Below are 25,170 nucleotides of genomic sequence, written 5' to 3'. Positions count from 1 at the left end.
CCGCGGCTGATCCGCAAGGCGCGCTGAAACCGTGCCCTGCCGACGCCGCCAGAGGGCCACCACGCCCCTCGCGCGTACCCGGCGGCCATCACCGGCCGCGCCGTCCGGCAGCGGCGGCGACTGTCCGGATACCACGGCCGGCTTGCCGGACCGGACGGCGCCCGGATCGCGCCCGTCGCAGGCCGCGGCGACGGGCTTCCGAGGACCGCCTGCGGCATCGGCGGTCTTTGCCCCGCAGCGCGGGGCCGGGTATTCTCTGTCGCATCGTTTGCCACGCGCCGTGCCATGAATCCACAGACCGTCCTGGTCATCGACGACGAACGCGACATCCGCGAGCTGCTGACCATCACGCTGGGGCGGATGGACCTGCAGGTCGACGCCGTCGGCACCGTCGCCGAGGCACGCCGCGCACTGGCCGAACGCAGCTACGACCTGTGCTTCACCGACATGCGGCTGCCCGACGGCACCGGCCACGAGATCATCGAACTGATCGCCGCGGACCATCCCGACATGCCGGTGGCGATGATCACCGCCTACGGCAACGTCGACGCCGCGGTGAACGCGCTGAAGGCCGGTGCGTTCGACTTCGTCTCCAAGCCGGTCGACATCCAGATGCTGCGCGGGCTGGTACGCACCGCGCTGCGCCTGGCCGAGGAAAGGCGCACCGGTGCCGCCGCCGCGAAGACCGGCGAATCCGGCGATCGCCTGATCGGCAGCTCGCCGGCAATGCAGCAGGTGCGCGCCACCATCGCCAAGCTGGCGCGCAACCAGGCGCCGGTCTACATCGCCGGCGAATCCGGCGTGGGCAAGGAGCTGGTGGCGCGACTGATCCACGAGCAGGGCCCGCGCGCCAGCGGCCCGTTCGTGCCGGTCAACTGTGGCGCAATTCCATCCGAGCTGATGGAAAGCGAGTTCTTCGGCCACCGCAAGGGCAGTTTCACCGGCGCCAGCGTAGACAAGGAAGGCCTGTTCCAGGCGGCCCAGGGCGGCACGCTGTTCCTCGACGAAGTGGCCGAGCTGCCGCTGCACATGCAGGTGAAGCTGCTGCGCGCGATCCAGGAAAAGGCGGTGCGCCCGATCGGCGGCCGCGACGAGATCCCGGTCGACGTGCGCATCCTCTCGGCCACCCACAAGAACCTCGGCCAGTTGGTCGAACAGGGGCAGTTCCGCCAGGACCTGTTCTACCGCATCAACGTGATCGAGCTGCGCGTGCCGCCGCTGCGCGAGCGCCGCGGCGACGTGCCGCAGCTGTCCGACTTCATCCTCAAGGCGCTGGCCGGCAAGAGCGGCGAAAGCGTCGGCCAGCTGTCGCCGTCCGCGCGCGACGCGCTGGAAGCCTATGACTTCCCCGGCAACGTGCGCGAGCTGGAGAACATCCTCGAGCGCGCGATGGCGATGTGCGACGGCAGCACCATCGAGGCGGCCGACCTGATGCTGCCGCAGCGCGGCGCACGCGCCGGCGCCGACGCGCCGCTCGCCGGCATCGCCGCGGCGGCACCGCCGCCGGCGAGCGCGAACGGCGGCCTCGACGACTACATCAGCAACCTCGAGCGCACCGCCATCGTCAAGGCACTGGAAGAATCGCGCTACAACAAGACCGCCGCCGCGCGCAAACTCGGCATCACCTTCCGCGCGCTGCGCTACAAGCTGAAGAAGCTCGGTATCGACTGAGCCGCCGGCTTTACTCCCTCACCTGCTTGCAGGGGAGGGTTGGGGAGGGGTAGCTCTTGATCTTGATGGAAGATCAAAAGCCACCCCCTCACCTGAAGGACTCCCTTCGGTCGCCAACCTCCCCCTGCTTTGCAGGGGGAGGAGCAAGAGCACCGGCTGGAACCGCATGTCCGGCGGCCAACCAGATCACGTCATCAGACCGAGCGCGTCGCCTCCACCGGCGGCACGGCAGCGGCGCGCCGCGCCGGACCGAGCACGGCCAGCTGGCCTAGCAGCCACAGCAGCACCGCGCCGACGCCGAGCACCCACAGCGGCATCCGCGGCAGTTCATGGTGCGTCATCAGCGACAGGTTCGCGGCGATGCCGAGTGCCACGCCCAGCACCACGCCGACGCCGACGATCAGGGCGTTCTCGACCTGGAAATAACGCAGGATGTCGCCACGCGTGGCGCCCAGCGCGCGCCGCACGCCAATGGAGCGCCGCCGCTGGCCGACCCAGAAACTGCTCAGGCCCACGATGCCGCCGGCCGTCGCCAGCAGCAGCAACACGCACATCGCGGCCATCATGATCGCCACGCCGCGATCGGTGGCGTAGGCCTTTGTGCGTGCCTGTGCCAGCGTGACCACGCCGTCCTCCGGGCTGATCAAGCGCATGCGGTTCTGCGCCACCAGTGCCGCTGGCGCCGAGCGCAGTAACGCGGCCAGCTGGCCCGGCTGCGCGCGCACCAGATAGACCACCCCGCCGGCGTAGGCCGCCCCGTCGTCGACACTGGCGTAACGCGCCGGCACCAGGACGGTGTACTCATCGATCGAGCGCGTGCTGCTGCCCGCGTAACTGCCTTCCAGCCGATCGACCACGCCGATGATCGTGCTCGGGCCGTCATCGCTGAGATAGACGCGCTGGCCCACGGCCGCGCCATCGGGGAAAAGTTTTTGGGCCAGGTCGCGCGTGATGATGATCACCGCCGGCACTACCTTGTCGTACGGGCCGAGGCTGCCGATCTCGTCGGCGCGGAAGTTTCGGCCGGCCACCAGCGCGATGCCGAACGTGTCGATCGCGTGCTCGTCGGCAAAATAGGAAAGCGCCAGCTGCAGCTTCTTCTGCTCGACCCGATGCTTGATGCGCACCAACCCGCCGCCGCCTTCTTCCAGCGGATAGGCCTGGCTGGCGAACGCGTTGCGCACGCCCGGCAACTTGCGCAAGGTCGCCAGGTCGGCGCGCATCTGCGCATGAATATGCGGCACCTCCGGCCGGCCGATCCACTGGTTGTTGATCGCGAACAGATGCGCCTCGTCGGTGCCGCTCGGACGCGACAAGTGCACCACCCGCGTCTTGACGATGAACAGCGCGTTGCTGACCACGGCGAGAGTCAATGCGATCTGCAGCACGATGAGCAGCGTGGCCATCTTGTGCCGGCGCAGCGCGGCGAGGATCGGGCGTATCTGCATGGCCGCGTTCATCCGTTCGACTTCAACTGCCACGCCGGCTGCACCTGGGCGGCGCGCCAGGTGGGATACAGCGCCGCGATCAACGTGGCGGCCACCGCGACCAGCACGGCCAGCAGAAACAACGACGCATCCAGCCGCGCCAGCCGGGCGATCTCCGGTTCGAACACCTTGCCGATGCCGGCCATGCCCAGCGCCGTCAGCAGCACTCCCAATACACCGCCGGCCAACCCGATCGCCGCCGCCTCGACCAGGAACTGACGATAGATCGCCCCGCGCGACGCACCCAGCGCGCGACGCACGCCGATCTCCGGCGCGCGACGCATGAAGCGGGCCAGCATCAGGCCGACCACGTTGACGAGGCATATCAGCAAAAAACTCACCGAGACGATCAGCGACAGCGCCGACGACTTCGGTATCACGTTGAAGCCATCCTGGTGCAGCCACTGCATGACATCGGACAGGCGCACGTTCGGTGGCCAGTCAAGGCGGCCGAGGCGTCGCTGTTCGGCCGCGTAGTTGCGCAGCCAGTCGTGGTAATGCGCCACGTCGGCGCGCGTGGGCAGCTCCACCCAGGCCACGATCCATGCGCATTCGCTGTGCAGGATGCTGCTCCAGTCCGGCAGGTGGGGATCGACGGTATTCGTGCTGCAATAGAACTGGCCACTGGCGGCTTTCTGCAGATCGATGGCGCGACTGAACGGGAGATAGATCTGCCGCGGATGGCCGAAGGCATCGAATGTGCTCGTCACGTCGAAGAAGCGCGGGCGCGGATCCCAGTCGTCCAGCACACCGACGATGCGATAGACGTGCGCATCCAGGTTGATCTCGCGCCCCACGCTGTCGTCGCCGCCGAACAGCTTCCGGTTGAGCGCGCTGCTGATGACGGCCACCGCCGCGCGCTGGTCGTCATCGTTGGCCGACCAGCCGCCGCCGTAGCGGAACCGCGCGTCGAACATGGCGAAGAAATCGCTGCTGACCGCATCGCCTTCCTGCGGGAACGGCTGCTGCCGCGCGTCATCCGGCAGCACCGTCCACTTGCTGCCGTAGATCAGCACCTGACGCCGCGCCTGCCGCGCATGCAGCAACGCCTCGGCATCGTTATAGCTGAGCAGGATCGGCGGCTGACCCTTCCAGTTGTGCACCGGCCCGAAGTTGTCGATCTGCGGCACGAACAGCTGGTTCGATTTCCACGGTATCGGATCGGCCGCGGCGGCGCGGAACACCGCGAAGGCGACCATGCAGGTGGCCACGCCGCAGCCCATCAGCACCACCACGAGTGCCGTCAGCGCCTTGCTGCGACGGAAGCTGCGCAGGGCCAGATCAAAGTAGTACGCGAACATCCCTGTCCTCCCGGTCGTTGCATCCGCGCGGCTCACGCATCCGCCGCGTTACCGGCCGTGTCCAACGCCTTGCGCAAGGTGCGCAGCAGCACCTGGGTGGTGACCGGCTTGTCGATCACGTACAGGTGCTGCAGCGGAGGGAGTTCGTGCAGGTCGGGCGTGGCACCGGGGCGCGCCAGCAGGATCACCGCGCCGCTGTAGCCCTGCTCGATCAGCGCGGCCAGTGTACGCACGCCGGTGAACAGGTTCATGTCCGCGTCCAGCACCACCAGGTCGGGCAGGCCGGCGGCCTCGATCCACTGCAGCGCGGCGGTGCCGCTCTGGCTGGCGTGGGCCTGGTAGCCCCAGGCATCCAGCGTGTCGGCCAGCAGGGACAGCTGGCCGGCCTCCTCCACCACCACCAGCACGCGCTCGGCGGCGCCCTCCAGGCTTTCCTGTTCGCCCAGTTGCTCGTCGACGGCCGGCGGCGCCTCCAGCGGAAGGTACAGGTCGAAACGGCTACCGCGGCCCGGCCCGCTGTCCACCCGCATCACGCCGCCATGGCTGGTGACGATGCGCTTGCACGAGAGCAGGCCGAGCCCGGTGCCGGCCTCCTTGGTGGTGAAGAACGGCTCGAACAGGCGCGCCTTGACCGCCGGCGGCATGCCCGGGCCGTCGTCGATCACGCTGATGCAGAGGTAGTCGCACTGCCACGACCGCTCTTCGGCCTGGAAGAAGTCTTTCGGCAGCTGCGCCCGCGCCGCCTCGACGCGCAGGTGGCCGCCATCCGGCATGGCCTGGATCGCATTGAGGCACAGGTTGAGCAGGCACTGCTGCAACTCGGTGTGGTTGCCCTCGAACGTCAGTTCCGGGTCGTCGATGGCCAGCTCCATCGTCACCGTGCGCGGCACGCTGCCCTGCATCAGCAGGTCGAACGCGCTGAACAACGCACCCAGCCGCACCTGTTCCGCGCGACGCGCACCGCTGGCGAACGACAGCATGGAGTGCACCATGTCCAGGCCGCGCTTGCCGCAGTCGCGCACCAGCTTGCCCAGCCGCGCCAGGCGCGGGTCGTCCTGGTAATCCTGCAGGCTGTCGCCGGCGAGCAGCAGCGGCTGCAGCAGGTTGCGCAGGTCGTGGCTGAGGCCGCCGGCGAGCATCGCCAGACTCTCGAAACGCTGTGCGCGGACCAGTTCCGTCTCGGCACGGCGCCTGGCCCGGCGCGCCTCGGCCTCATTGAGGGCACGCCGCACGGCGCTGGCCAGCCGGGCCGGGTTCTGCTTCAGGATGTAGTCGGTGGCGCCGTTGCGCAGCGCCTCGATCGCCGCCTCCTCGCCCAGCGTGGCGGAGACGAAGATGAACGGCAGATCCTCGTCGTGCCGCCGCAGCAGCTCCAGCGCGTGCTGGCCGGAGAACCCCGGCATGCTGAGATCCGACAGCACGATGTGCGGATTGAATTCGTCCAGCGCCGCGAGGAAGCCCGACTCGTCGTCGACCAGGCGCACCTCGTAGCCGATGTCGTCGGCATCCAGCTCGGCCAACACCAGCTCGGCATCGAGCTGGCTGTCCTCGACCTGCAGCACCCGGATGGTCGGCATCACCCGAATTTGCCCGTTTGGCATATGGTTACCTGCTGCCCTGCCCGATTTCGCCGCCCGCTTGCGGCTCATGGGCCGGCGCGGGTCGCCGCGTTCCATTCGCTCACTCTTGCTCGGGTGCCTGGTTGAGCACCGCCCAGAACTGCCCCAGCGTGCGCACCGCGTCGAAGAACTGGTCCACGTCGACCGGCTTGATCACATAGGCATTGGCGCCCAGGTCCCAGCTGCGCGCCAGATCGCTTTCCTCGCGCGAAGACGACAGGATCACCACCGGAATCCGCCGCAGCCGCTCGTCGCCGCGCATCGCGGTCAGCACGTCCAGCCCGTTCATGCGCGGCATCTTGATGTCCAGCAGCACCACCGCCGGATCACCCGGCTCGCGCGAATCCCATGCGCCGCGGCCGTAGAGGTAGTCCATGCATTCCACGCCGTCTTCCACGTGCACCACCGGGTTGGCCAGATGTGCCTCGCTCAGCGCGTCGATCGCCATCTCGGCGTCGGCCACGCTGTCTTCGACCAGCAGGATGGTGCGCAGGTCTCTCTTGTTCATGCTCAACTCTCGGTATGTGCCCCGGTCGCATCAGTGGCCGGCAGCGAAAAGTGGAAACGGGCTCCCTGACCCGGCTCGGCCTCGGCCCAGACGCGGCCACCGTGGCGGGCCACGATCCGCCGCACGTTGGCCAGGCCGATCCCGTTGCCCGGGAATTCCGAGGCGCGATGCAGGCGCTGGAACACGCCGAACAACTTGTCCGCGTACTGCATGTCGAACCCCGCGCCATTGTCGGTCACGGTGAATTCGTAGTCGCCGTTGCGCCCTCTTCGCACGCTCACCCCGATCTGCGCCACCTCGCAGTGGCCGGTGTACTTGACCGCATTGCCGAGCAGGTTCTGCCATACCGTGCGCAGCATGTTCTCATCGCCGATCACCATCGGCAACGGTGCGATGTTCCACACGATGCGCCGGTTCTCCACGCCAGCCTCGGCCAGCGCCCGCGCCTCCTCGGCCAGCGACTGCATGTCCACCGCCTGCAGCCGCAGCGCGCCGCGGCCGAGCCGGGAGAACACCAGCAGGTCGTCGATCAGCAGGGCCATGCGCTGGGCCGAGCTGGCGATCACCTCGATGTAGTGGCTGGCCTTTTCGTCGACGTGGTCGCCGAGGTGCTGCTCCAGCTTGCGCGCGAACCCGGCGATGTGGCGCAGCGGCGCGCGCAGGTCGTGCGAGACCGAGTAGCTGAACGCCTCCAGCTCGCGGTTGACGTCGGAGATCTGCGCCACCTTGCCCTCGAGCTGGTGGTTCAGCTCGAGGACCCGCTGCTCGGCCAGTGCGCGCGCGGTGACGTCGCTCACCGTCAGCAACAGCGCATGCGCGTTGGTGTCCTGCTGCAGGCGCCGCGCGTTGATCACCACGTGCCGGTCGACCCCGTCGACGGTACGCTGGACCATATCGTAGTCCCACAGCTCGCGGTCGCGCAGCAGCACGTCACTCAGGCGCTGCAGCAGCACGCTGTCGTCCCAGGCGCCCTTGCCGATCTGCGCCAGCGGCATCGCCCGCTGCCGCGGATCGACGCCGTACAGCTCGCCGAACGCGTTGTTCACCAGCAGGCTGTTCAACCCCTCGTCGAACAGCGCGATCGGTTCGCGCACGGACTGGAAGATCATCTGCGAACGCAGCACCGCGCGACCCTCGCGGGTTTCGGCCAGCTGGCGCCGGCCGATCTGCCGCTCGGAGGTGACCACGATGATGATCAGCAGCACGAGCTGCGCCAGCGCGGTGATGGCGAGCGCGACATGCCCGTTGAAGGACTGCCGCGCGACCTCGGCCTGGCGTGCCTTCAGCAGGTCCTCCTCGCTCTTGGCGATGCCGGCGATCTTGTCGTTCATGCCGAACAGGTCGTCGCTGTCGCGCAGCGATTGCCGCGCGCCGGCGGGGTCGCCGTGCCGCAGCCTGTCCAGCGCCCGATTCATGAAGGCGATGCGGCCGGCGACGCTGCCGCCCAGCGCGCCCAGCGCAGCCTGCTGGTCGGCGTTGTCGCGCGTCATCAGGCGCAACTGCTGCATCAGCGGCGGCGCCTCCTCGCTGGCGCGCACGGCGCGCTTGCGGGCAGCGTCGCTCTCGTCGCCGGCCAGCAGCCGGTAGGTGGCCGCCTCGCTGTCGTGGACGACATAGGCCACGCGGTAGACCAGCGATTTCACCGCGACCGAATGGGCCACCCAGTCCGTGGCACGCTCGGTGCTGCGTGCGCTCTCGCGCGTGACGAAGTAGGGCAGGCCGACGATGATCAGCATCGCCAGCAGCAGCCCGGCGGTACGCCAGCGCATGATGCCCCTGGTTTTCATGCCGCTCGCCGCATCGGCAGGTTCGCCCCGGAAGGTCTCCGGGGCATTCTTGCATGATTCATTCACGTCGCGCCCCCGGGCCGGCCGGCGTCGCTCATCCGCCGTAGCGGCTCATTGCCGCCGGCCGCGCTGCCGCCGCACGGCCCCACTCCCGGTTCGGTTCGGCCTGCATGGTGAAGTGCAGCTCGCCGCCGGCCATGATCTCGCCGTGGCGCAGGTAGGTGCGATCCAGCGGCTTGCCATTGAGGGTCACCGCGCCGACGTAGGGATGCGCCCCGTCCAGCGGCGTGGCGCTGACCGTGAACGTGCGGCCGTTGGCGAGGCGGATCGCCGCCTTCGCCACGAACGGCCGGCCGATCGCGTACTCGTCGCTGGCCGGCGTCACCGGGTAGAAGCCCAGCGCGGTGAACACGTACCAGGCCGACATCTGGCCGAGGTCGTCGTTGCCGCTGAGGCCGTCCGGGCGCGGCGCGTACTGGCTGTCCATGATCTGCTTCAGCCTGGCTTGCGTCTTCCACGGCGCGCCGGCGTAGTCGTACAGGTAGGCGATGTGGTGGCTGGGTTCGTTGCCGTGCGCGTACCAGCCGATCAGGCCGGTGATGTCCTCGACGTTCTTGAAGTGGCTCGGGTCGACCTTGGCCTCGAACAGCGCGTCGAGCTTGGCCACGAATTTCGCGTCGCCGCCCATCGCGGCGATCAGCCCAGCCACGTCCTGCGGCACGTACCAGGAGTACTGCCAGGCATTGCCCTCGGTGTAGTCGCTGCCGTAGCCAGCGGCTTCCGGGTCGAACGGTTCGCGGAATTTGCCGTCGCTCAGTCGTGCACGCATGAAGCCGGTCTTCGCGTCCCAGGCATGGCGCCAGTTGCCGGCACGCTTGCCGAACGCGGCGGCGACGTCGGCCTTGCCCATCGCCCTGGCCATCTGCGCCAGCGACCAGTCGTCGTAGGCGTATTCCAGCGTCTTGGAGGCGGCCTCGGGCTCCTTGTCGATCGGCACGTAGCCGAGCTTCATGTAGTCGGCCAGGTCGCCGTACGGGCCGTAGCTGGCGCTGGCCACCATCGCCGCCAGCGCCTTGTCCGCGTCGAAGCCGCGCACGCCCTTGATGTACGCGTCGGCGATCACCGGCACCGCGTGGTAGCCGATCATGCACCAGGTCTCCAGCCCCTGGTACGCCCACACCGGCAGGATGCCGAACGGGCTCGCCTCGCGCGCGGCGATCAGCGAGCGGATGAAGTCGGTGCTGCGCGCCGGTTGCAGCAGCGCCATCAGCGGCTGCTGCGCGCGGTACACGTCCCACAGCGACCAGGTGGAATGGAACTCGAAGCCGTCCGCGCGGTGCACCGCGTGGTCCGGCCCGCGGTAGTCGCCGTTGACGTCCATGCTCAGCGTGGGCGACAGCATGGCGTGGTACAACGCGGTGTAGAACTGGGTCTTCGCGGTCTTCGGCGCGTCCACGTCGATCACCGCCAGCGCCTTGTCCCAGGCCGCGGTCGCCTCGGCGCGGCGGGCGTCGAAGTCCCAGCCGGCGCCGTCGTGGTCGAGGTTGGCCACGGCGTTCGCCTCGCTCACCGGCGAGATCGCCACCTTCACCTCCAGCGGCTTTTCCAACTGGCCGAAGTCGAACACGCCGACCAGCGCGCGGCCGTCCTGCGCGTCGCGGTCCTCGGCCTGGTGGCCCGGCCCCTTGAAGCCCTTGTAGGCGATGTCGGTCTCGCGGTTGTACAGCTCGCGCGAACTCATCGGCTGCGAAAAGCGCATCGCGAAGCACAGCTCGCGCCCCGGCGCCCAGCCGCGGGTGGTGCGGCAGCCGGTGACGGTGCCGTCGGCGTGCACGCGCAGGCTGGCCCACAGCACCTTGCCGGCGTAGTCGTAGATGCTCGGGCGCAGGTCCAGCAGCACATGGGCTGGCTTGCCGGCGGGGAAGGTGTAGCGGTGCCAGCCGATCCGGCGGCCGGCGGTGAGTTCGGCGCGCACGCCGTAGTCGCCCAGCGTCACCGCGTAGTAGCCGGCCTGCACCACCTCGCCGTCATGCGAGAAGCGCGAGCGGTAGCCGCTGCCGGGCGTGGCCGGGTCGCCCGGCTCCAGCCGCACGTCGCCGGCGATCGGCATCACCAGCACGTCGCCCAGGTCCGAGTGGCCGGAGCCGGAAAAGTGCGTGTGCGAGAAGCCCATGATGGTGGGGTCGCCGTACTGGTAGCCGGCGGCCCACTTGTAAGCGTGCTTGAAGTCCGGCATCGCGGTGTCCGGCGACAGCTGGATCATGCCGAACGGCACGGTGGCGCCGGGAAAGGTGTGTCCGTCGCCGCCGCTGCCGATGCGCGGGTCCACCTCGCCGGCATGGCCCGTCGCGGCATGCGCGCCGACCGGCGCGAGAGCGACGATGCCGAATGCGGCAGCGAGCAGAAGGGAAAGCGGGGCACGCAAGCGGACAGTCATCTGGGCTACCTTTTGTAACGATCCAAGCCGCACGCTAGCATCCGGTGGCGGACAAGGCATGTTGCGCCGCGACGTGCTTAAAATCGTCGATAAGCTAGTTTTGGATCGTTCCAACCCGGTAAAACCGCATGTCGAGCTATACCCAGATCGGGCGCAAGGTCACCCTGAACGACATCGCCGCCGGCTGCGGCGTATCGCGCGCCACGGTCTCGCTGGTGCTGCGCGGCAGCCCGCTGGTGAACAAGCACACCCGCGCCCGGGTCGAGGAGGAGCTGCGCCGCCAAGGTTACGTCTACAACCGCGCCGCCGCCAACCTGCGCCGGCGCACCTCGTCCAGCATCGCGCTGGTGCTGAACGACCTGGCCAACCCGTTCTTTGCCGAATTCGCCGCCGGCGTGGACGAGTCGCTGGCCGCCGCCGGCTTCGTCACCCTGCTCGGCTGCACCGGCGAGTCGGCCGCGCGCGAGCTGGCGGTGCTCGGCTCGCTGCTGGAGCACGGCCCGGCCGGCATCATCCTGTCGCCGGCCGAACACAGCCGGGCGCCGGACGTGCTGGCCGCCGTCGGCCGGCGCGCGCCGTTGCTGCTGTTCAACCGCGAACTGGACGGCGCCGTGGCCGAAGCGGAACCCTGGGACCGGCTGATGCTGGACAACCAGCACGGCGCCCGCCTGGCTACCGAGCACCTGATCGAGCGCGGCCACCGCCGCATCGCGTTCTTCGGCGGCCACCACGATTCCAGTTCGTGCCGGCAGCGCCATGCCGGCTACCTCGAGGCGATGCGCGCGGCCGGGCTGCGCACCGAGCCGCACGGGCGCGTCGAATGCGCGCCGACCCGGCTCGACGCCGCCCACCATGCGCCTGCCCTGTTCACCGGCGCACTGCCGCCGACCGCGGCGGTCTGCTACAACGATGCGGTGGCGCTGGGGCTGATGCTGGGCCTGCGCCGGCGCGGGCTGGAGCCGGGCCGCGATTTCGCGCTGACCGGCTTCGACGGCATCGCCGAGGCGGCACTCGGCACGCCGCCGCTGACCACCCTGTCGGCCGCACCACGCGAGCGTGGGCGGCAGGCCGCAGAACTCGTACTGCAGCGGCTGCAGCAACCGCGGGCCGCCGGCCGCCAGGTCCTGGCGCCGGTGGAACTGGTGGTTCGCGAAAGCAGCTGTCCACCCATCGCCTGACCAACACGTCCCAGGGGAGCTCCATGGCCTTCGCCCAACCGCCCGCACCGACACCCGACGCGCCCGTCCGCGGCGAGCACTACACCGATTACCCGATGGCGATGGGTGTGCTCACCACGATCTTCTTCATGTGGGGCTTCCTGACCTGCCTCAACGACATCCTGATCCCGCACCTGAAGTCGATCTTCCAGCTCAACTACGCCCAGGCGATCCTGGTGCAGTTCACCTTCTTCGGCGCGTACTTCCTGATGGCGATGCCGGCTGGCCGGCTGGTCGCCGCGCTGGGCTACAAGAAAGGCATCGTGGCCGGACTGGCGATTGCCGGCGTCGGCGCGCTCGGCTTCTGGCCGGCGGCCAGCCTGCACCTGTACCCGGCGTTCCTCGGCGCGCTGTTCGTGCTGGCCACCGGCATCACCGTGCTGCAGGTGGCCGCCAACCCCTACGTGGCCCTGCTCGGTCCGGAGCGGACCAGTTCCAGCCGGCTGACCCTGGCACAGGCGCTGAACTCGCTGGGCACCACGCTGGCGCCACTGTTCGGCGGCCTGCTGATCCTGTCCAACGTGGTGAAGAGCCCGGCCGAACTGGCCGCGCTGGCGCCGGCGCAGCGCCTGCTCTACGACACCCAGCAGGCGCAGGCGGTGCAGTTCCCGTACATCGGGCTGGCCGTGGTGCTGTTCCTGCTGGCGGTCTTCGTGTGGCTGTTCCGCCTGCCGGCGCTGACCGAAGCCACCGACAGGGGCGATCATGACCGCCACGGCTTCGTCGAGGTGCTGCGCCATCCGCACGTGCTGTTCGGCGTGCTCGGCATCTTCTTCTACGTCGGCGCCGAGGTGGCGATCGGCAGCTTCATGGTCAACTACCTGTCGATGCCCGAGATCGGCCACCTGAGCGAGCAGCAGGCCGCGCATTACGTGTCGTGGTACTGGGGCGGCGCGATGGTCGGCCGCTTCGTCGGTTCGGCGCTGATGGCGAAGTTCTCGCCGCGCAAGCTGCTCGCCCTGTTCGCCGCGATCAACGCGCTGCTGGTGCTGACCACCATGCTCGGCAGCGGCGCGGTGGCGATGTACAGCATCATCGCGATCGGCCTGTTCAACTCGATCATGTTCCCCACCATCTTCGCGCTCGGCATCGAGCGGCTGGGCCCGATGACCAGCAAGGCGTCCAGCCTGCTGATCATGGCCATCGTGGGCGGCGCGATCGTGCCGTTCGTGCAGGGCGTGTTCGCCGACCGGATCGGCCTGCAGCATGCGTTCTTCCTGCCGCTGCTGTGCTACCTGTACATCGTGTTCTACGGCCTGCGCGGCTCGCGCATCCGCAGCCTCTCGGCGCCGGATGCCGGCGGAAACGATTGAGCATGGCCATGCGATCTATCCTGTGCTTCGGCGAGGCGCTGATCGACCTGCACGCCGACGGCCTCGACGGACGCGGCTTCGCCGCCCGCTTCGTGCCGTTCGCTGGCGGCGCGCCGGCCAACGTGGCGGTAGCCGCGGCGCGGCTGGGCGGGCAGGCCCGCTTCGCCGGCATGCTCGCATGCGACCGCTTCGGCGACTTCCTGCTCGACAGCCTGCAGCAGGCCGGCGTCGGCACCGCCGACGTGGTGCGTACCGAGGCGGCGAACAGCGCGCTCGCGTTCGTCACGCTGGATGCCCACGGCGAACGCAGCTTCAGCTTCTACCGCGACGGCACGGCCGACCTGCGCTTCCGGCCGGCCGATTTCCGCGCCGAGACGTTCCGCGACATCGCCGTGTTCCACGTCTGCTCCAACAGCATGACCGACCCGGCGCTGGCCGCGACCACCCGCGAAGGCATGCAACGCGCGCACGGCGCCGGCGCGCTGGTCAGCTTCGACGTCAACCTGCGCCCCGCGCTGTGGCCGGCCGATGCCGATCCGCGCCCGCTGCTGTGGCCGGCGCTGCACCTCGCCGACGTGGTGAAGCTGTCGGCCGAGGAATTCGCCTGGCTGGCGGTCGACGGCGAACAGCCCGCGCTGGACCGGCTGTGGCTGGGGCGCACCCGGCTGGTGGTGGTGACCGACGGCGCGCGGCCGCTGCGCTGGTTCCACCCCGAGGCCGAAGGCGAGCTGCCGTGCTATCCGGTCGCGGTGGTCGACAGCACCGCCGCCGGCGACGCCTTCGTGGGTGGCCTGCTGTGCTGCCTGGCCGAACTGGAAGCCGCCCCCGACCGGCTCGACCGGCTGGTCGCCGCCCTGCCGCGCCTGCACGCCATGTTGCGCTTCGCCGCCGCCTGCGGCGCGCTCACCGTGACGCGCCAGGGCTCGTTCGCCGCGATGCCGCGCGGCGACGAGGTACTCGCCTTCATGGGGCAGCAGGCATGAACAGCACCCCCGACTTCCGCTCGGCGACCTTCCTGCGCGAGCACATCGCACAGACGATGGCGTTCTACCACCCCCGCGCGATCGACCCGGCCGGCGGCTTCTTCCACTATTTCAGGGACGACGGCACGGTCTACGACCGCAGCCACCGGCACCTGGTCAGCAGCACCCGCTTCGTCTTCAACTACGCGATGGCGGCGACCGAGTTCGACCGTGCGGACTACCTCGAGGCGGCGCGCCATGGCCTGCGCTACCTGCGCGAGGTGCACCGCGACCCGTACACCGGCGGCTACGCCTGGACGATCCGCGACGAGCGGCCGGAAGACCGCACCAACCACGCCTACGGCGCGGCCTTCGTGCTGCTCGCCTACGCCAGCGCGGTGAAGGCCGGCATCGGCGAGGCCGCCGCATGGATGGACGAAACCTGGAACCTGCTGGAACGGCGCTTCTGGGATGCCGACGCCGGCCTGTACCGCGACGAAGCGGACGCGAACTGGCAGTTCAGCGGCTACCGCGGGCAGAACGCGAACATGCACATGTGCGAGGCGATGCTGGCGGCCTACCAGGCCAGCGACGAGCCACGCTACCTGGAACGGGCGCTCGCCCTCGCCGACCACATGACCCGCCGCCAGGCGGCCCAGGCCGGAGGGCTGGTGTGGGAACACTACGACGCCGGCTGGCGCATCGACTGGGACTACCACCGCGACGACCCGAAGCACCTGTTCCGGCCGTGGGGCTTCCAGCCCGGCCACCAGACCGAGTGGGCCAAGCTGCTGCTGATCCTGGAACCGCTGCTGCTGGAACGCGGCCGCGAGGAAAACTGGCTGCTGCCCACCGCGATGCACCTGTTCGATACCGCGCTGGCGCGCGCCTGGGACAGCCAACACGGCGGCATCTGCTACGGCTTCGCGCCGGACGGCAGCGTCTGCGACGACGACAAGTACTTCTGGGTGCAGGCCGAATCGCTGGCCGCCGCCGCGCTGCTGCACGCGCGCACCGGCCTGGCCGCGTATGACGACTGGTACGCGAAGCTGTGGGCGTATGCGTGGCAGCATTTCGTCGACCACCGTTACGGTGCGTGGTACCGCATCCTCACCCGCGACAACCGCCAGTACAGCGACGAGAAAAGCCCGGCCGGCAAGACCGACTACCACACCATGGGCGCCTGTTACGAAGTGCTGGCGCTGCTGCGCGCCGGCGGCCGGCCGTGATCCACCACCCTTCCCAAGGCACTACATGACGAAGCTCGCGATTTCCCTCGCCATCACGGCCGCCACGCTGCTGGCCGCGCCCGCGTTCGCTGCCGACAGCGCAAGCTCACGCTTCGACCCGCTGCAGACCTTCGCGCCGTACAACTACCCGCAGCCGGCCACCGCATACCGCTCCGCCAGCGGCAAGCCCGGCCCGCTGTTCTGGCAAAACCGCGCCGACTACACGATCACCGCCACGCTCGACCCGGCCACGCGGCAGCTGCGCGGCAACGAGGTGATCAGCTACACCAACCACAGCCCCGACGCGCTCGACGTGTTGTGGTTGCAACTGGACCAGAACCGCTACCGCCGCGACGCCCGCGGCGCGTTCACCAGCAAGTTCCCCACCGAGTTCACCGACGGCTACCGGATCACTTCCGTCGAAGTGGAGGACGCGCACGGCCGCACGCAGCCGGTGAAGTGGCTGGTGTCCGACACGCGCATGCAGGTGCAACTGCCCGCCGCGCTGAAGGGCAACGGCGGCAGCCTGCGCCTGCACGTCGCCTGGAGCTACACCGTGCCCGGCGAATTCGGCGGCCGCACCGACGTCAACCCGAGCAGGAACGGCGAGATCTTCGAGATCGCGCAGTGGTACCCGCGCATGGCCGTGTACGACGACCTGCGCGGCTGGGACACCGCGCCCTACCTCAACAGCGAGTTCTACCTCGAATACGGCGATTTCGACTACGCGATCACCGTGCCGTGGGACATGATCGTGGCCGGCTCCGGCGAGCTGCTGAACCCCGACGAGGTGCTGACGAAAACCGAGCGGCAGCGACTGGAACAGGCACGCCGCAGCGACGCCACGGTGATGATCCGGACGCCGGAGGAAGTCACCCAGCCGTCCAGCCGTCCAAAACAGAGCGGCACGCTGACCTGGCGCTTCCGCATGCACAACACCCGCGACGTGGCGTTCGGCGCCTCGAAGGCGTTCGTGTGGGACGCCGCGCGGATCAACCTGCCCGAGGGCAAGACCGCGCTGGCGATGTCGGTCTATCCCGCCGAAAGCGGCGGCCAGCAAGCCTGGGGCCGCGCTACCGAATACCTCAAGGCCGCCACCGAGTATTTCTCGAAGCAGTGGTATCCGTACCCGTGGCCGGTGGCGATCAACGAGGCCGGCACTGCTGGCGGCATGGAATATCCGGGCATCACCTTCGACCACAAGCTGGCCAAGGGCAGCAAGCTGCACATGGTGATCGCGCACGAGATCGGCCACATCTGGTTCCCGATGATCGTGGGCAGCAACGAGCGCCGCGACGCGTGGATGGACGAGGGCTTCAACACCTTCATCGACGTCTACGAGGACGACGCCTTCAACCACGGCGAATACGCGCCCAAGCGCGACAGCGAGTACGCGCCCGGCGGCGGCAATCCGGCCGACGAGATCGCGAAGGTGCTCGCCGACCCCGCCGCGCCCGCCCTGCTCAACGGCGCCGACATGACGCCGGAGAAGTATCGCCACCCGATCAGCTACTTCAAGAGCGCGTTCGGCCTGGTGCTGCTGCGCGAACGGATCATCGGGCCGGAGCGCTTCGACCCCGCGTTCCGCCGCTACATCGCCACCTGGGCGTACAAGCACCCAAGCCCGTCGGACTTCTTCCGCTTCATGGAAAGCGACACCGGCGAGGACCTGGGCTGGTTCTGGCGCGGCTGGTACGAGCACAACTGGCCGTTCGACATGGCGGTACGCAAGATCGCGCCGGTCGACGGCCAATGGTCGCACGGCGCGGAGATCACCGTCGCCAACCTCGGCCAGTTGGTGCTGCCGAACACGCTGCGGGTGAGCTACGACGACGGCAGCACGCAGGACGTGCGCATCCCGGTCGAGACCTGGCAGCAGCACCGCGACTACGTGGTGCGGGTGGCGGGCACGCGCAAGGTGAAGTCGGCCACGCTGGACCCGGCCCACGCGCTGCCGGAAGCGGACCGCTCGAACGACACGCTGAAGGTGGAATAAGCCGTGGTGCGCGGCTACCGGCCCGGCAGGCGCTGCCGCAGTTCGCCGATGCCCTGCCACGGATCGGCACGCAGGCTTGCCGCCCGCGCGAGCGCGGCGTGCAGGCCGAACGCGGCGCCGCCCGCGACCTCGTCCAGCTCGCCCCAGCCCAGCGGCATCGCCACCGGCGCGCCGGCACGTGCGCGCAGCGACCAGTTGCACACGCTGGTGGCGCCGCGGGTATTGCGCAGCCAGTCGATGAAGATGCGGCCCTTGCGCCGCGCCTTGCCCGCGGTGGCGACGTAATCCGGCGGATGCCCGGCCACCATCGCCTCGGCGAACGCCGCGCAGAAACGCTTCACCACATCCCAGTCCGGACCGCGGCGGAACGGCACCACCACGTGCAGGCCCTTGCCGCCGCTGGTGCGCACGAAACCCTGCAGGCCGGCGTCCTGCAGCCGCACACGTATCCTGCGCGCGGCCTCGATCACCGCCGGCCAAGGTACGCCGACGGCCGGATCGAGGTCGAACACGATCCGGTCGGGCGCCTCGGGCCGATCCACCCGCGCGCCCCAGGGATGGAACTCCAGCGTGTTCATCTGCACCAGCTCGAGCACGCCGCGCAGGTCGCGCACGTAGAGGTAATCGGCGACCCCGCCGTCCTTCTCGCGCAGGGCGATCGAGCGCACGTGCGTACCGAGCGCCGCCGCATGATGCTTCTGGAAGAAACAGGCGCCGGCGGCGCCGTCCGGGCAACGCAGCAGCGACAGCGGCCGGTCGACCAACCCGGGCAGCAGCCACGGCGCCACCGCCGTGTAGTAGGCCGCCACGTCCCCCTTGCTGATCCCTGCATCCGGATAGACCATGCGCCCGGCGTGGGTGATCGCCACGCCCGCCGCCGCCGCATGCGAACGCTCTGGCAGGGAGCCGGCTGCCGGACCGGGATCGCTCACGCTCATGGCCTGCCTCCGCGCCGTGGAGTGCGCCTAGGGTAGGCACCAGGCGCGTGCATGGCGCGGCAAGGCCATCGCCTGGCCGGCAGGGCCGTCCGGCTTCGGCTTCGTCGCCCTGGCCATCGTCACCTCGCTGATCCCGCCCGGCGGCGGCGATCCCGTGCTGTTCCTGGGCAAGGTGGCGGGCGGCTGCGCGCTGCTGGTCGGCATCGGCCTGGTGTTCTACTCGCGGCAACGCCGGCGCGCCGCGCGTTGAACGCGCATCGCGCCTGCCGGGCGCGTGCACTGCTCGGCCGTTGCAATTCCTCTCGCCGCTTCACTCGCCATCGTCTTCCTCCAGCTCCAGCTCGTCGCTGCGCAGGCCGGTGCGCGCGCCCCAGAGGTAGACGAGCAGGGCGAGCAGGGCCATCGCCAGCGAATCCCACGGCTGCGGGATCGCGCCGATGCCGCCGAAGCTGCCCAGCCAGGACATGCCCAGCACCAGCAGGTAGAAGCCGATCAGCCACAGCGAGCCCTGCACCTGGCGCCGCAGGCGCGGTCGTGCGGCCTTCGACGGCAGGCGGTACAGCACGTAGGCCGCGAAGATCAGCACCTGCAGCCCCAGCAGCCACGACAGCGTCCGCCAGGTGGACCAGTACACGATCAGTGCGGCGACCACGAACGACAGCGGCCCCAGCAGCCCGAACGCGCTGACCCGGAACGGCCGCGCCAGCGCCGGCGCGCTGCGCCGCAGCGCCGCCACGGTGACCGGCGCCACCGCGTAGCTCAGCACCAGCGCGGCGGAGACCACGTTGATCAGGGTTTCCCACGACGGGAACGGCAGCGTCCAGAACACCGACAGCGCGAGGCTCAGCCACAGCGCCGGACGCGGGATGCCGGACTTCGCGTCGACCCGGGCCAGCACCGGCAGGAAACCGCCGCTGCGCGCCCAGCCGTAGGCCACGCGCGGGGTGGCGTTCATGTAGATGTTGCCGGTGCCGCTGGGCGAGACCACCGCGTCGCTGACCACCAGCGTCGCCAGCCAGCCCATGCCCAGCGCCAGCGCGATGTCGCGGTAGGGCAGCGCGAAGACTTGCTCGATGCCGCCCCAGCCACCCGCCAGCCGCCCGGCCGGGATGCCGCCGAGGAAGGCCAGCTGCAGCAGCACGTAGATCACCGTGGACAGCGCCACCGACAGGATCAGCGCGATCGGGATCGTGCGCTGCGGCTCGCGCACCTCGCTGGCCACCGCCACGATCGGGGTCAGCCCGAGGTAGGCGAAGATGATGCCGCCGGCCGCGATCGCCGCCTCCACGCCCGCGGCACCGAACGGCGCGAAGCCGTGCTGGTGCAGGTTGCCGGGGTTGAAGTGCACCAGCAGCAGCACGATCACCAGCACCGGCACCACGAACTTGAACACGCTGACGATGTTGTTCGCCACCGCGAAGGACTTCACGCTGAAGTAGTTGAGCAGGAAGAACAGCACCAGCAGCGCGAACTGCAGCAGCCAGCCGGCCAGGCTCGGATGCGTGCTGCCCGGCAGGCTCAGCGACGGGAACCACGCCGCGGCGTACTGGCGGCAGGCCTCGACCTCGATCGCGATCAGGCTGGAGAACGCGATCAGGGTGATGAAACCCATCAGCGAACCCAGCAGCGCGCCGTGCGAATACTCCGGATAGCGCACCACCCCGCCGGCGCGCGGCAGCGCCGCGCCCAGCTCGCAATACACCAGCCCCAGCAGCAGCACCGCGACGCCGCCGATCATCCAGGACAGAATGCCGGCCGGCCCGGCGATCCCCGCCACGTGGCTGGCGGCGAACAGCCAGCCCGAGCCGAAGATCGAGCCGAGCCCGATGAAGGTCAGGTCGACCAGACTCAGACTCTTGTGGAACTTGCCTTGTGCGGCCATGCATTTCCCCCGGTGGAAACGAACGCGCCGCCCCCGCGGCGCGCGATGTACGGATGGCGGGCGCGCGGCCGGATCATTCGGCCGCGCCCGCCCACGGCGACTTGCCGCCGCCCGCGATGAAGCGGTCGATCTGCGCCTCCAGCAGCGGCAGCGGCACCGAGCCGGTCTGCAGCACCGCGTCGTGGAAGGCGCGCAGGTCGAACTTCCCTCCCAACGCCGCCTCGGCCTTACGGCGCAGCTCGATGATTTTCAGCTCGCCGAGGTAGTACGACAGCGCCTGGCCAGGCCAGCTGATGTAGCGGTCCACCTCGGTGGTGATCTCGTGCTCGCTCAGCGCGGTGTTGTCGCGCAGGTAGGCAATGGCCTGCTCGCGCGTCCAGCCGGCGTGGTGGATGCCGGTGTCGATGACCAGCCGGCTGGCGCGCCAGACCTGGTAGGTGAGGTAGCCGAAGCGCTCGTAGGGCGTGTCGTACATGCCCATCTCCTGCCCCAGGTATTCCGCATACAACGCCCAGCCCTCGCCGTAGGCGGAGATGTAGGTGTAGCGGCGGAAGTCGGGCAGCGTGGCGTCCTCGGCGGCGAGCGGCATCTGCAGCGCGTGGCCGGGCGCCGACTCGTGCAGGGTCAGCGCCGGCAGCACATACAGCGGGCGCGACGGCAGGTTCCAGGTGTTGACCAGGTAGAGGCCAGGGCCGCCGCGGCCGCCGGTGTAGAACGGCGCCAGGTCGGCCGGCACCGGCTCGATCGCGAAGCGGCGGCGCGGCAGCCGCCCGATGTAGTCGCCTATCTTCCCGTCCACGCGCTTGGCGATCCAGGCGGCGTCCTTCAGCAGCTCCTGCGCGCTCTTCGGGTAGAAGCGCGGATCGGTGCGCAGGAAATGCAGGAACGCCGGGAAGGTCGACTCACCCGGTGGCGCCTTGAAGCCGCTGTCGGCGATGGCCTGGTCCATCGCCCGGCGCAGGCGCGCCACTTCCGCGAGGCCGAGCTCATGGATCCGCTGCGGGTCCTGGTCGAGCGTGGTGTATTCGCGGATCTGCGCGTGGTAGTAGGCCGCGCCGTCCGGCAGCGCCTCGGCGGCCAGCGTGGTGCGCGTGCGGGCCAGGTATTCCCCGCGCATGAACGCCAGCAGCTTCGCGTAGGCCGGCGCCACGCTGGACGAGATGGCCGCCAGCGCCTGCTTGCGCAGCTCGGCCTGCCGCGCCGCGGGGATGGTCGCCGGCAGGTGCCGGAACGGCGTGTAGAACAGGTTCGCCTCGCCCGCGGCGTCGGCGACCTCGGCGATCGACCGGTCGCGCCCCTGCAGCGTCACCCGCGGCTGGCTGAAGCCGCGCGCCAGGCCGACGCGCATGTTGGCGATCTGCTCGTCGAAATAGCGCGGGATGTCGGCCAGCTGGCCGAGGTAGCGCCGGTAGTCGTCGTCGCTGTGGAAGCTGCCGCGCGCGGTGAAGCCGAGGTTGCTCCAGAACGCGCTGTCGCTGTTGAACGGCATCTCCCAGGCGCGGAAGCGCTGCCGCTCCAGCAGCACCGCGATCTGCTGGCGGTAGACCAGGTAGTTGACCTGCTCCGCCGGCGGCAGCTGCGCCGGCGCGATCGCGTCCAGCTCCGCCATCACCTGCTGCCAGTAGGCGGTGCGCTGCTGCTGGCTGGCCGGATCGACCTTCGGCAGGTGGTCGGCCGGCGTGCCCTGGCTGTCCTCGGTGTCGGCACCGGCGAACTGGGCCTGGCGCCAGTGCCATTCGCGCTCATACAACGCCTTGAAGCGCGCGGCGGCATCGTCTTGCGCGGGCGCAGCGGTCGCCGATGCCCCCGTCACGGGAGGTGCGACCTGCTGGCAAGCGGCGAGGAGCACGGCAGCGAGCAGGCCGACGGCAAGTGCGAGCGGACGGAACGGCATCATGCGATCCCTCCGGCAGGATCGTGGCGAACGGAACCACGCGGAAAGCGCCACGCCCCGGCCGTCACGCGAACGGCCGGTCGATCGCCGGCGACGGCGGCGTGAACCACTGCGCGCCGTCCGCGGTGACGTGGAAGTGGTCTTCGAGCCGCACGCCGCACTTGCCCGGCAATACGATCATCGGCTCGTTGCTGGCGCACATGCCCGGCTGCAGCGCGGTGCGGTTGCCGCGCACCAGGTACGGCGCCTCGTGGATCGCCAGGCCGCAGCCGTGGCCGGTGCGATGCGGCAGTCCCGGCAGGCGGTAGTCCGGGCCCAGCCCGGCCGCCTCCAGCACCTTGCGCGCGGCGGCGTCCACCTCTTCGCAGGCCACGCCCGGACGCACCGCGGCGAACGCGGCGGCCTGCGCGGCCTTTTCCAAATCCCAGATGCGGCGCTGCTCGTCGTCCGGCGTGCCGAAGATCCAGGTACGGGTAATGTCGGAGTGGTAGCCCTGCACCGTGCAGCCGGTGTCGATCAGCACCAGCTCGCCTTCGCGCAGTTGCTGCACGCCGGGGATGCCGTGCGGGAACGCGGTGGCATGGCCGTACTGCACGATACAGAAGGTGGAGCCGTGGTCGGCGCCCAGCGCGCGGTGCGCCTGGTCGATGAAGCGCACCAGCTCGTCGGTGCCCAGGCCCTCGCGGGCGATGCCGGCGGCCAGGCGCTGCACCTGCAGGGTCATGTCGCAGGCCTGCTGCATCAGCGCCAGCTCGGCCGGCGACTTGCACCGGCGGCAGCCGTCGATCACCGGCGCGGCGTCGACGATGGCGCGCGGGTCCAGGTGCGCGCACAGCCCGGTATGCAGCGCGAACGCCGCGGCGGGGTCCAGCGCCAGCGTGCGCGCGCCGCGCTCGGCCATCGCCTGCGCGACCAGCGCGTATGGGTCCTCGTGTTCTTGCCACAGGCGCTTGCGCGCCGGGATCTTCAGCACCGCGTCGAGCGAGCCTTCCTCGAACGCCGGGCACACCAGCAGCGGATCGCCCGCGGCGGTGAGCAGCAGCGCCACCAGCCGTTCGCTGGCGCCCCACGGCACGCCGGCGAAGTAGCGCAGCGAGGTACCGGCGTTGACCAGCAGCGCATCCACGCCCAGCGTGCGCATCAGCGCGCGGGCTTGCTCGATCCGCTGCTGGTACTCCGCCCCGGCAATGGCCGGCGCGCGCCGCGCCCACGGCTGCAGCTGCGCCTGCGCCTCGGCGAGGCCGAGCTGGCCGATCTGCGCGCTCATGCCCGTGCGGCCACGTCGGCGACGGTCCACTGCCCGTCGAGCAGGCGCGGCACGCCGCCCGGGTTGGCGTCGCGCAGTTCCACCGGCAGCAGCGCGTCGGGCACGCCGTCGTAGCTGTGCAGCGCGGCGAAGCGGCGGATCGCCGCCGGCATGCCGACCGCGGTGAAGCCGGGCTGGCTGGTGCTCGGGAACGGCCCGCCGTGGTTCTGCGCGGGGCTGACCGCCACGCCGGTCGGCATCTTGCTGTTGATCAGGCGACCGACGCGGGCGCGCAGCACCGGCGCGATCGCCCGCCACGCCGCGTCGTCGGAACCGTCGGCGGCGCGGTACAGCGTGCCGGTGAGGTTGCCTTCGAGCGCGCGCGCCACCGCGAGCATCGCGCCGGCATCGGCCGTGCGCACCAGCAGGCCGACCGGGCCGAACGCCTCGGTCTGCAGCTCGCGCGGACGCGCCAGGAAGTCCGCCGCGTCCACCGCCAGCAGCGTGGGCGGATAGCGGAAGCCGCCCTGCCCGTCGGTCGGCGCCGTCGCCAGCACCTGGGCGCCAGCCAGGCGCAGCGTGTCCACGCCGCGCGCGACGTGCTCCACGCCGCCCGCCGAGAACAGCACCATCGGCGCGGCCGCGGCGAAGTGCGCGGCGGCCGCGGCGGCGAAGGCGTCGCCGTCGGCGCCGTGCGGCACCACCAGCACGCCGGGGTTGGTGCAGAACTGGCCGCTGCCCAGCGTGCACGAGGCGAAGAACTCCTGCGCCAGCGCCGCGCCGCGCTCGGCCAGCGCGCCGGGCAGCAGGAACACCGGGTTGACGCTGGACAGTTCGGCATAGCACGGCACGCCCGCCGCGTCGGCGGCCGCCTTCAGCGCCAGCCCGCCGGCGCGGCTGCCGGTGAAGCCGATCGCGCCTAGCCGCGCGTCGCCGGCCAGCCGCAGCCCGATGCCGTGGTCGAAGTGGTACAGCAACTGCACCGCCGCGGCCGGCAGGCCGCTGTCGCGCAACGCCTGGTGCGCCAGCTGCGCCAAGCGCTGGCTGGTCGCCGGATGCAGCGGGTGCGCCTTGGCGATCACCGGGTTGCGCGCGGCGATCGCCGAGGCGAAGTCGCTGCCGGCGACCGCGTTGAAGGCGAACGGGAAGTTGTTGGGGCCGAACACCAGCACCGGTTTGGACAGCGGCGCCAGATGCGAGCGCAGGCCGGCAGCAGTGTCGATCACCGGATGCGTCCACGCGTAGCCGCGCACCGCCTTCGCCGCCTGGCGCAGCTGGCCACTGGCGCGCGGCAGCTCGTTGCCGCGCAGCCGGGTCGGCGCCGGCAGCGCGGTCTCGGCGTGCGCCAGCGCAACCAGGGTGTCGGCATCGGCGTCGAGCGCGTCGGCGTAGGCCTCCAGGAATGCGGCGATCCGTTCGGCCGGCGCCGCAGCCAGCTCGGCGGCGACAGCGCTGGCCGCGGCGACGGCGGCCTCGACATCGCTGCCGCCGCTGACCGGGAAGGCCGGGCCGATCGCCGCGCCGGTGGCGGGGTCGGCGGCACGGAAGCTGCCCGTCGGCTCGCGGCTGGGCTGCCAGGCGCCGGCCAGCAGGACGGGTTGGAGTGCATCGTTCATGGCGGATACCTCGGGACTTGAGGGGATCGGGAACCCCCCCCCCCCAGCGGGAAGGGGGCCCGCCCCC

General features: G+C 70.2%; 17 protein-coding genes. 6 read left to right on the top strand and 11 right to left on the bottom strand.

Annotated elements, in window-relative coordinates; all coding sequences use genetic code 11:
* Nucleotides 1–285 precede the first annotated feature (285 nt).
* Nucleotides 286–1,671: a sigma-54-dependent transcriptional regulator gene (locus tag AC3WRN_RS03955; protein ID WP_492621979.1), complete on the top strand. Its 1,386-nt coding sequence runs from the start codon at nt 286–288 to the stop codon at nt 1,669–1,671.
* A 194-nt stretch (nt 1,672–1,865) separates the two neighbouring features.
* Here the strand turns inward: AC3WRN_RS03955 and AC3WRN_RS03950 are convergent, their stop codons facing one another.
* From AC3WRN_RS03950 to AC3WRN_RS03925, 6 genes are all read right to left on the bottom strand, one after another.
* Nucleotides 1,866–3,131, bottom strand: a complete 1,266-nt coding sequence (locus tag AC3WRN_RS03950) for an ABC transporter permease (RefSeq protein WP_492622041.1) — start codon at nt 3,129–3,131, stop codon at nt 1,866–1,868.
* A complete protein-coding gene (locus AC3WRN_RS03945) occupies nt 3,128–4,459 on the bottom strand; it encodes an ABC transporter permease (RefSeq protein ID WP_492621978.1) in 1,332 nt (443 codons plus the stop codon). The genes AC3WRN_RS03950 and AC3WRN_RS03945 overlap by 4 nt, the downstream gene beginning before the upstream one ends.
* A 32-nt stretch (nt 4,460–4,491) precedes the next feature.
* Nucleotides 4,492–6,036, bottom strand: a complete 1,545-nt coding sequence (locus tag AC3WRN_RS03940) for a response regulator (protein WP_068096519.1) — start codon at nt 6,034–6,036, stop codon at nt 4,492–4,494.
* A gap of 103 nt (nt 6,037–6,139) precedes the next feature.
* Nucleotides 6,140–6,586, bottom strand: coding sequence for a response regulator (locus AC3WRN_RS03935; RefSeq protein WP_492621977.1), 447 nt, complete (start codon nt 6,584–6,586; stop codon nt 6,140–6,142).
* Nucleotides 6,587–6,588: 2 nt separating this feature from the next.
* Nucleotides 6,589–8,355, bottom strand: a complete 1,767-nt coding sequence (locus AC3WRN_RS03930) for a sensor histidine kinase (RefSeq protein WP_492621976.1) — start codon at nt 8,353–8,355, stop codon at nt 6,589–6,591.
* A 112-nt stretch (nt 8,356–8,467) separates the two neighbouring features.
* Nucleotides 8,468–10,810 (bottom strand): GH92 family glycosyl hydrolase, encoded by a 2,343-nt coding sequence (locus AC3WRN_RS03925; protein WP_492621975.1) that lies wholly within the window; start codon nt 10,808–10,810, stop codon nt 8,468–8,470.
* Between the two features lie 128 nt (nt 10,811–10,938).
* Here AC3WRN_RS03925 and AC3WRN_RS03920 point away from each other — a divergent pair, with 128 nt between their 5' ends.
* The 5 genes from AC3WRN_RS03920 (at nt 10,939) to AC3WRN_RS03900 (ending at nt 17,527) form a co-directional block, all read left to right on the top strand.
* Nucleotides 10,939–11,988, top strand: coding sequence for a LacI family DNA-binding transcriptional regulator (locus AC3WRN_RS03920; protein ID WP_492621974.1), 1,050 nt, complete (start codon nt 10,939–10,941; stop codon nt 11,986–11,988).
* A gap of 95 nt (nt 11,989–12,083) precedes the next feature.
* Nucleotides 12,084–13,340, top strand: coding sequence for a sugar MFS transporter (locus AC3WRN_RS03915; protein WP_492622040.1), 1,257 nt, complete (start codon nt 12,084–12,086; stop codon nt 13,338–13,340).
* The gene (locus AC3WRN_RS03910) at nt 13,337–14,323 is read left to right on the top strand and encodes a carbohydrate kinase family protein (protein ID WP_492621973.1); all 987 of its coding nucleotides are present in this window, start codon (nt 13,337–13,339) and stop codon (nt 14,321–14,323) included. The genes AC3WRN_RS03915 and AC3WRN_RS03910 overlap by 4 nt, the downstream gene beginning before the upstream one ends.
* Nucleotides 14,320–15,531, top strand: a complete 1,212-nt coding sequence (locus tag AC3WRN_RS03905; RefSeq protein ID WP_492621972.1) for an AGE family epimerase/isomerase — start codon at nt 14,320–14,322, stop codon at nt 15,529–15,531. Before AC3WRN_RS03910 ends, AC3WRN_RS03905 begins: the two co-directional genes overlap by 4 nt.
* Nucleotides 15,532–15,556: 25 nt before the next feature.
* Complete coding sequence (locus AC3WRN_RS03900; protein ID WP_492621971.1) at nt 15,557–17,527, top strand: M1 family metallopeptidase; 1,971 nt, start codon at nt 15,557–15,559, stop codon at nt 17,525–17,527.
* A gap of 14 nt (nt 17,528–17,541) precedes the next feature.
* Here the strand turns inward: AC3WRN_RS03900 and ligD are convergent, their stop codons facing one another.
* From ligD to AC3WRN_RS03875, 5 genes are all read right to left on the bottom strand, one after another.
* Nucleotides 17,542–18,465, bottom strand: a complete 924-nt coding sequence (gene ligD / locus AC3WRN_RS03895; protein WP_492621970.1) for a non-homologous end-joining DNA ligase — start codon at nt 18,463–18,465, stop codon at nt 17,542–17,544.
* Nucleotides 18,466–18,775: 310 nt separating this feature from the next.
* Nucleotides 18,776–20,347, bottom strand: a complete 1,572-nt coding sequence (locus tag AC3WRN_RS03890) for an APC family permease (protein WP_492621969.1) — start codon at nt 20,345–20,347, stop codon at nt 18,776–18,778.
* Between the two features lie 73 nt (nt 20,348–20,420).
* A complete protein-coding gene (locus AC3WRN_RS03885; protein ID WP_492621968.1) occupies nt 20,421–22,244 on the bottom strand; it encodes a DUF885 domain-containing protein in 1,824 nt (607 codons plus the stop codon).
* A gap of 61 nt (nt 22,245–22,305) precedes the next feature.
* Nucleotides 22,306–23,508: a M24 family metallopeptidase gene (locus AC3WRN_RS03880; protein ID WP_492621967.1), complete on the bottom strand. Its 1,203-nt coding sequence runs from the start codon at nt 23,506–23,508 to the stop codon at nt 22,306–22,308.
* Nucleotides 23,505–25,103 (bottom strand): aldehyde dehydrogenase family protein, encoded by a 1,599-nt coding sequence (locus AC3WRN_RS03875; protein WP_492621966.1) that lies wholly within the window; start codon nt 25,101–25,103, stop codon nt 23,505–23,507. The genes AC3WRN_RS03880 and AC3WRN_RS03875 overlap by 4 nt, the downstream gene beginning before the upstream one ends.
* Between the last annotated feature and the right edge of the window lie 67 nt (nt 25,104–25,170).

Source organism: Rhodanobacter sp. FW101-FHT13A11 (assembly GCF_058790335.1).
This window is presented reverse-complemented; position numbering and strand designations above follow the sequence as displayed.

Coding starts and splice junctions, on each gene's coding strand:
- AC3WRN_RS03920 (WP_492621974.1), top strand. CDS start 10,939: ATGTCGAGCTATACCCAGATCGGGCGCAAGGTCACCCTGAACGACATC.
- AC3WRN_RS03900 (WP_492621971.1), top strand. CDS start 15,557: ATGACGAAGCTCGCGATTTCCCTCGCCATCACGGCCGCCACGCTGCTG.
- ligD (WP_492621970.1), bottom strand. CDS start 18,465: ATGAGCGTGAGCGATCCCGGTCCGGCAGCCGGCTCCCTGCCAGAGCGT.
- AC3WRN_RS03890 (WP_492621969.1), bottom strand. CDS start 20,347: ATGGCCGCACAAGGCAAGTTCCACAAGAGTCTGAGTCTGGTCGACCTG.
- AC3WRN_RS03905 (WP_492621972.1), top strand. CDS start 14,320: ATGAACAGCACCCCCGACTTCCGCTCGGCGACCTTCCTGCGCGAGCAC.
- AC3WRN_RS03945 (WP_492621978.1), bottom strand. CDS start 4,459: ATGTTCGCGTACTACTTTGATCTGGCCCTGCGCAGCTTCCGTCGCAGC.
- AC3WRN_RS03915 (WP_492622040.1), top strand. CDS start 12,084: ATGGCGATGGGTGTGCTCACCACGATCTTCTTCATGTGGGGCTTCCTG.
- AC3WRN_RS03925 (WP_492621975.1), bottom strand. CDS start 10,810: ATGACTGTCCGCTTGCGTGCCCCGCTTTCCCTTCTGCTCGCTGCCGCA.
- AC3WRN_RS03930 (WP_492621976.1), bottom strand. CDS start 8,355: ATGCGCTGGCGTACCGCCGGGCTGCTGCTGGCGATGCTGATCATCGTC.
- AC3WRN_RS03950 (WP_492622041.1), bottom strand. CDS start 3,131: ATGAACGCGGCCATGCAGATACGCCCGATCCTCGCCGCGCTGCGCCGG.
- AC3WRN_RS03935 (WP_492621977.1), bottom strand. CDS start 6,586: ATGAACAAGAGAGACCTGCGCACCATCCTGCTGGTCGAAGACAGCGTG.
- AC3WRN_RS03955 (WP_492621979.1), top strand. CDS start 286: ATGAATCCACAGACCGTCCTGGTCATCGACGACGAACGCGACATCCGC.
- AC3WRN_RS03875 (WP_492621966.1), bottom strand. CDS start 25,103: ATGAACGATGCACTCCAACCCGTCCTGCTGGCCGGCGCCTGGCAGCCC.
- AC3WRN_RS03885 (WP_492621968.1), bottom strand. CDS start 22,244: ATGATGCCGTTCCGTCCGCTCGCACTTGCCGTCGGCCTGCTCGCTGCC.
- AC3WRN_RS03880 (WP_492621967.1), bottom strand. CDS start 23,508: ATGAGCGCGCAGATCGGCCAGCTCGGCCTCGCCGAGGCGCAGGCGCAG.
- AC3WRN_RS03940 (WP_068096519.1), bottom strand. CDS start 6,036: ATGCCGACCATCCGGGTGCTGCAGGTCGAGGACAGCCAGCTCGATGCC.